Here is a 5,819-nt window from a genome sequence, read left to right as displayed (position 1 = left end):
TAGATGCTACCGCCCTGCGAGAGACATCGGCTGGGAAACTGCGAGGTGTTTTGGTGAACAGTGAACAGTAATCGGTAAAAATGGGGTGGTTTGACTATCGGGATTTTGAACATTTCCAGCGCACTAACTATCCCCTTGAGGGGATTATAGGGGTGTTCTCAGCGGTTAAAGGTTCTGGCAGAGCATTGATCCGGGGGATCCTGAATATTTTCCATGAGGTTTGTCTTATATTTTGGTGTACGAGACGGAAAATTTCAGGATGACGGGTTTATTGGATGGTCTTGCACGACTATGTACCCAAAGTAGGCAGAGCATCAACCGTAAAACAGCAATCAACTACGCGTTTCCATTACATGATGTATGAAAAAATGTTCTACATTGATTTCCCGTACTAATGGCCACTAGTTATGAATAAGAGAGTATTGCTTCCGGTTTTGTTAATGGTTACTCTGTTTGTTTCCTGCAGTTCTGATAAAGGTCAGGAGGAAAAAGCTTCAGAGGGCGGAGAGAAGGTGATTACGCTGGTGAATATTGTGGAGTTCCATGAGCTGCTGGAGCAGCAGAAGGGGCTTCAGGTTGTGGATGTACGTACGCCAAAGGAGTTTGACCTTGACCGGATCCCGGGGGCAGTCAATATTGATTACTGGGCTGACGACTTTGTGAGCCGGGCAGGCCATCTGGATAAGAACAAACCGGTGGCCCTCTACTGTGCTGCCGGACACCGAAGCGCTGAGGCGGCCTCAAAGCTTAAAGAAATGGGTTTCAAAAAGATCTATGACCTTGACGGAGGTATGCGCGCCTGGCATACCGGGCCACCACCTGCACAATAGAGCTAAAAAAATATAACTTACTTTCTATTACTCTTTAACACTTGCCTTTTTAGACTGTTGTTATGGCATGAAGAAACAGGCATTACTAATGAGCTTCTTTTATAAGGTTCAGGGCAACAATAAAGAGGCTTCCAGAATCATCTTTTAACTGATTTTCAGCAGCTTTGGACTTCCATATTTCAGCTTAAAATCCTGTATTTATAAGATGGCGCTTCACCTGCTTTATTTCAGGTAATCAAATTTTTTCCGTATTACTAAAAAGGAAAACTGATCGATGATCAAGGGCTGTATTGGGTATTAGAGGTAAGGAAAACGCATTTAAAAAACCGGCATGTGCTGATATTCAGAAAGTTTTCTTCAGACGGCCTGCAATTCCAAGCATTTATGCTTAGTTTTTGAACTTTTCTATGGCACGAGGGATTAAGGAACACAAACCACAAAAGATTGGGTACATCAACAAATAAACATAACGGTCATAAGCCGGACAATAACACTTCACAGGAGAATAGCCAGCAGGAGTTTATGCAAAATGTTCCCTTTGATCTGCTCATGCAGTCACCTGCATTTATTGCGGTGCTCCGCGGACCCGAGCATATCTTTGAGTTTGCCAACCCAAAGTACATGCAACTGGTAGGTACGGACAGAAATGTAATAGGGCAAAGGCTGGAAGATTGTATTCCTGAAGCTAAAGACCAGGGATTCCTCGATATTCTCAACAAGGTTTATACAACAGGAGAAGAGTTTAAGGGAAATGAGATCCCGGTGAAAATCAATAGCAACGGCAATGGAGAGCTGGAGCAGTATTATCTGAACTTTGTTTACCAGCCCTACAGAAACCGTGACGGAAAGATTGAGGGTATTTTTGTGCATGGCGTGGATGTAACCGAGCAGGTGGTGAGCCGGATGAAGGTCAAGGAAAGTGAAATGAAATACCGCACGCTGTTCAATTCCATGGACCAGGCCTTCTGCTTGCTGGAAGTTATTTTTGATGATAACGACCGGCCTGTAGACCTGAAATACCTGGAGGTAAACCCCGCATTTGAAAAGCATGCCATTACCCATAATCCGGTGGGCAAAAGGATTTCCCAATTGATCCCTGACCTGGATAACAAATGGCTCAGGATCTATGGCGATATAGCACGCACTGGCGAACCCAAAAGTCTCATAGAAAAATATGAAAAAGAAGACCGCTGGTTCGAAATCTATGCTTTCCGGCTGGGTGAGCAGGACAGCAAAAAGGTGGCCGTGCTTTTTTCAGACATTACCGAGCGCAAAAAGACGGAGGAAGCCCTTTCGCACCGGGAAAATCTTATGCGCCTGGTTAACGATGCTATTCCGGCATTTATAGCCTACATAACCCCCGACAAGCGCTATTTATTTGCGAATGAGATGTATGAAAAGTGGTACGGACTGCCCAAGGAAAAAGTACAGGGAGCGGCTATTCCGGATATAGTAGGTCAGGAGACCTATCAAAGGTCAAAGCCTTATATGGACAGGGCCTTTGGTGGGGAAAATTGCTCTTTCGAAACCAACTTTACCCTTAACGGCGAACGGAAAGACCTTGAGGTTGAGTATGTGGCTGATAAAGATAACGATGGCAATGTACGCGGGGTGGTAGTACTCGGCCACGATGTTACGGTACGGCGCAGGGCCGAAGAAAGCCTGCGTCTTAGCCAGATACGCTTCAAGACTTTTGCAGAAGCCATGCCACAAATGGCCTTTATTGCTGATAAAGACGGTAATATTCAATACTACAACGAACGATGGTACGAATATATCGGTAAAATGAGCGACACTGAAGGCTGGGGTTGGAAGGAGCGCCCCATTCATCATAAAGATGACCTGCAAAGGACTGTGGACCGGTGGAACGAATCTTTGAAAACAGGCAGGGAATACGAGATTGAGTACAGGCTCAGGAGGCATGACGGCGAATACCGCTGGCACCTGGGCCGGGCAGTGCCTTTATATGATGCCGATGGGGAAATAGAACTTTGGTTTGGCACCAATACCGATATTCACGAACAGAAAAAGGCTGAGGAATCATTAAAATATACACGTGACCTGCTCTACACCACGTTTGACAATGTTCCTTCCGGGATTGTACTGTTTGATAAAAATGGTAAAATACTGTTTGGCAATGAGCTGGGCGCGCAATATCTGGGATATGACTCCATACAGGAGCTGCTAACCGATAAACATATTGATACGGTAAGGAAGAAGTTCAATACCCGCTTTAGGGTGGAAGACGAATTAGGCAGGAATGTCTCCGCCGACCGATCTGTTACTGCCGGGATATTGAGGGGAGAAAAAAACAGTGAAATGATCTTCCGCTATTACCACGACAAAAAAGAAACAGACGGATGGATGCTGGTTCGGGGAACACCTATATTTGATGACCACGGTGATGTGCGGCTGGCTCTGATTTCGCTTACGGACATTACCCGGCAGAAACGGGCCGAAGAAGCCCTGCGGCGTAGTGAGGAGTTTAACCGCACTATGCTCGAGAGCAGTCCTGATTGTGTGAAGGCACTGGACCTTGAGGGTAACCTTTTATCTGTAAATGCTAAAGGTCTTGAGATGCTGGAAGTTGAGGATTTTGAAGAAATAAGAGGTAAATCATGGCTCTTGTTTTTGAAGGGAGAGTTTTACAACGACGCCTTAAACGCCATTGAAAAAGCCAAAAATGGTAAAACAGGCCATTTTATAGGGCATAGTACCAACAAAGACGGACAGTTTGCCTGGTGGGATGCCCTCGTGGCGCCAATTTACGGAGCCGGAGGCAAGGTGGAGCGTTTGGTGGCCGTGTCGCGTGACATAAGCAAAGTTAAAGCTCTTGAACAGCAAAAGGACGACTTTCTGGGTATAGCCAGCCACGAATTAAAAACCCCCGTAACCAGTATTAAAGCTTATACCCAGGTGCTGCAAAAGCGTTTTGAAGATGCCAGTGACCTGCAATCTGCCGAAATGCTCGGCAAAATGGATGCACAGCTCAATAAACTGACAGGCCTGATCTCCGACCTGCTTGATGTGACTAAAATAGAACAGGGCAGGCTGAAATTCAGGAAAGAAGCCTTCAAAATCAATGATTTGATCAGTGAGGTGGCTGAAGAAGTGCAGCGGACTTCTAAAAAGCACAGGGTAGAAGAGGAGCTGAGCGAAAACATCACCATCACCGGTGACCGCGAGAGGATAGGACAGGTGCTGGTCAACTTCCTGACTAATGCTATCAAATACTCGCCCGGTGCGGATAGAGTAATTATTCGTAGTGCAGTAGAAAATGAAAACAAGATGCTGGTGCTTAGTGTTGAAGATTTTGGACTAGGTCTGGAAGAAGATGAAAAGGAAAAAGTGTTTGACCGGTTTTACAGGGTTGAAGGTACAGGGTATGAAACCTATCCCGGCCTGGGGTTGGGGCTGTACATTTCGGCCGAAATCGTGAAAAGACACGGAGGTAAAGTGTGGGTAGAGAGTAAAAAAGGAGAAGGTTCGAAGTTTTACTTTACCTTACCTGTTTCCGGGACCTAAAATATTATGTTAAATAGAAGGATAAATTAAACCATGTCGGAAGAGAAGAAGAGAATATTGGTAGCAGATGACGACCCGAGTATTCTTGATGTATTAGAAATCATGCTGGTAGAGATTGGCGGCTATCAGGTGGAAACTACAGCCAACGGTAACTCTGTACTGGAGCTTGGAGATAATCTGCCGGACCTTATTCTGCTTGACCTGTGGATGTCGGGCATGGATGGCCGGGAGATCTGCACCCAACTCAAATCCCAGGCCACAACCAGGGCCATACCTGTGATCATATTCTCCGCCAACCGCGACATCCAGACCATAGCTGAGACCGCAGGGGCAGACGACTACATAGCCAAGCCATTTCAAATGAACGAGCTGTTAGAGAAGGTCAGGAATTGTATTGCCGATAAATAAAGAGAAGCCGGACTGTAATAGCCCGGCTTCCTGACTCAATTGAAGTTTACTCAACAATGAAATGCTTTTTATGAACGCCTTTATCATTCCTGTACAGAATAAAATAGTGGCCGGGCTCTAAGTCGCCAATGTTGATAGACTTCTCTACGACGTCGTAGGTTCCCCGGGGCGTGCCATTCATATCAAATATCTCAGCTTTATTGCTGATACCATCCAAATCATTCAAAGTTAAGGTTCCCTGAGGCTTAATAGGGTTAGGGTACATGGACGATTGGTCCGGTTCCATTTGCTGAATGGGAGTAGGGCCACTTCCACAATTCAACAGCAGGCTTTTGCTGAGATTGCAAACGGTGCCATTGACCAGCGTCACCTTAGCATATACCACCAGGTAGTAGTTGTTCCAGTTTCCGGAAGGATAATAGATGGGTACCCAATGGTTGGAGGTAGTTCTTCCCGCAGAGCCCGTGTAGCCGCCGAGGGCCCATGTCCAGTCTATATAGGCGATACAGTTGGCATAGGCGCTGGATAGGGACGCATAGCCGGTAGTGCACAGGCCGCCGCCGCCTTCATTGCCCACATACAAGGCACTGGAAGGAGGACAGGACGGGCTGGCCGTTTTAACCACTTCACAAGACTCGATACAATTGCCATTAACAAACCGCACCAGCCGGACTTTGCTGGTAGAGGAAGTACACGAGGGCAGGTTCAGCGTAATGGACCGGGAGGTGCTAGAGCCTGAGATGGTGGCCGGGCCACTGCAAACTTCCCAGTAGTAAGCCTGAGCGCTGCGGGCCGTCATGGTAGAGCCGCTTCTGGTGATGTCGTTGTTAGGATCGGCACATGTGCTGCAAGTCTGAGCCGACGTGTACACACTGACGCCCAGAAACATCAAAATGAGAACTAAATTTTTCATAAGTAAAATCGGTTGGTTTTTTGGCGCTTACTCTTTGAAGGATTTTCAGCTTTCTCCGTAGAAGAAAGTTACGAGCTTAATCTTTGCGATACCTGTGCATTAAGAGGGTAGTCCTTAGTTGTGTAAGATTATTGCCGGGGAGT

4 protein-coding genes are annotated in these 5,819 nt (G+C 46.5%); 3 read left to right on the top strand and 1 reads right to left on the bottom strand.

The genetic code is table 11. From position 1 onward, the window contains the following. The first annotated feature begins 407 nt into the window (after positions 1-407). From E1163_RS03010 to E1163_RS03000, 3 genes are all read left to right on the top strand, one after another. A complete protein-coding gene (locus E1163_RS03010) occupies positions 408-830 on the top strand; it encodes a rhodanese-like domain-containing protein (RefSeq protein ID WP_155169318.1) in 423 nt (140 codons plus the stop codon). A gap of 444 nt (positions 831-1,274) precedes the next feature. Next, positions 1,275-4,355 carry a PAS domain-containing protein gene (locus E1163_RS03005; protein ID WP_155169316.1) on the top strand — a complete coding sequence of 1,027 codons (3,081 nt, stop codon included), beginning with the start codon at positions 1,275-1,277 and terminating at the stop codon, positions 4,353-4,355. A 33-nt stretch (positions 4,356-4,388) separates the two neighbouring features. Further along, positions 4,389-4,763 (top strand): response regulator, encoded by a 375-nt coding sequence (locus E1163_RS03000; RefSeq protein WP_155169313.1) that lies wholly within the window; start codon positions 4,389-4,391, stop codon positions 4,761-4,763. A gap of 46 nt (positions 4,764-4,809) precedes the next feature. Here E1163_RS03000 and E1163_RS02995 read toward each other — a convergent pair whose 3' ends face one another. After that, positions 4,810-5,676, bottom strand: coding sequence for a T9SS type A sorting domain-containing protein (locus tag E1163_RS02995; RefSeq protein ID WP_155169311.1), 867 nt, complete (start codon positions 5,674-5,676; stop codon positions 4,810-4,812). Positions 5,677-5,819 lie beyond the last annotated feature (143 nt).

The organism is Fulvivirga kasyanovii (assembly GCF_009711405.1).
In the GTDB taxonomy this organism is placed as follows: domain Bacteria; phylum Bacteroidota; class Bacteroidia; order Cytophagales; family Cyclobacteriaceae; genus Fulvivirga; species Fulvivirga kasyanovii.
The sequence above is the reverse complement of the archived record's forward strand: the minus strand, read 5'-3'. Positions and strand labels throughout refer to the sequence as shown.